The 325-nt window shown below is 66.5% G+C and carries 1 protein-coding gene and 1 pseudogene; both read right to left on the reverse strand.

Annotated elements, in window-relative coordinates; all coding sequences use genetic code 11:
• A partial coding sequence (locus EN846_RS34185; RefSeq protein WP_135928137.1) for a twin transmembrane helix small protein occupies positions 1-188 on the reverse strand: 188 nt, incomplete at its 3' end.
• A gap of 24 nt (positions 189-212) precedes the next feature.
• Positions 213-325 (reverse strand): annotated as a pseudogene (locus tag EN846_RS36310) (short-chain dehydrogenase); the annotation flags it as partial.

Below are 325 nucleotides of genomic sequence, written 5' to 3' on the forward strand. Positions count from 1 at the left end.
TTGCGGGTGAACCAGACCGCCAGCAGGATCAGCGCCAGTGCCACGGCCTGCAACAGCACACGCGCCTGCATCAGCTTGTTGGAGGTCATACCCGACCCGCCCCGCATCATGTTGACGAGGCCGCGGATCAGCACGACGACGACGGCGGCCATGACGACCAAGGCGAGGATCTTGACGGTGGTTGCCATGGGCGGGCTCCAGTTCGGTTTCGGTCAGGCGCGCCTGGCAAGCACGCGGTAGAGCGCTGATGCCGGCAGGATGCGCTTGAGCACCACGCCGATTCTGGCCGGCACCGTTACCACATAGTGCGGGCGCGGGCGCTGTG

It is taken from the genome of Mesorhizobium sp. M4B.F.Ca.ET.203.01.1.1 (genome assembly GCF_004791025.1).
Lineage (GTDB): Bacteria > Pseudomonadota > Alphaproteobacteria > Rhizobiales > Rhizobiaceae > Mesorhizobium > Mesorhizobium abyssinicae.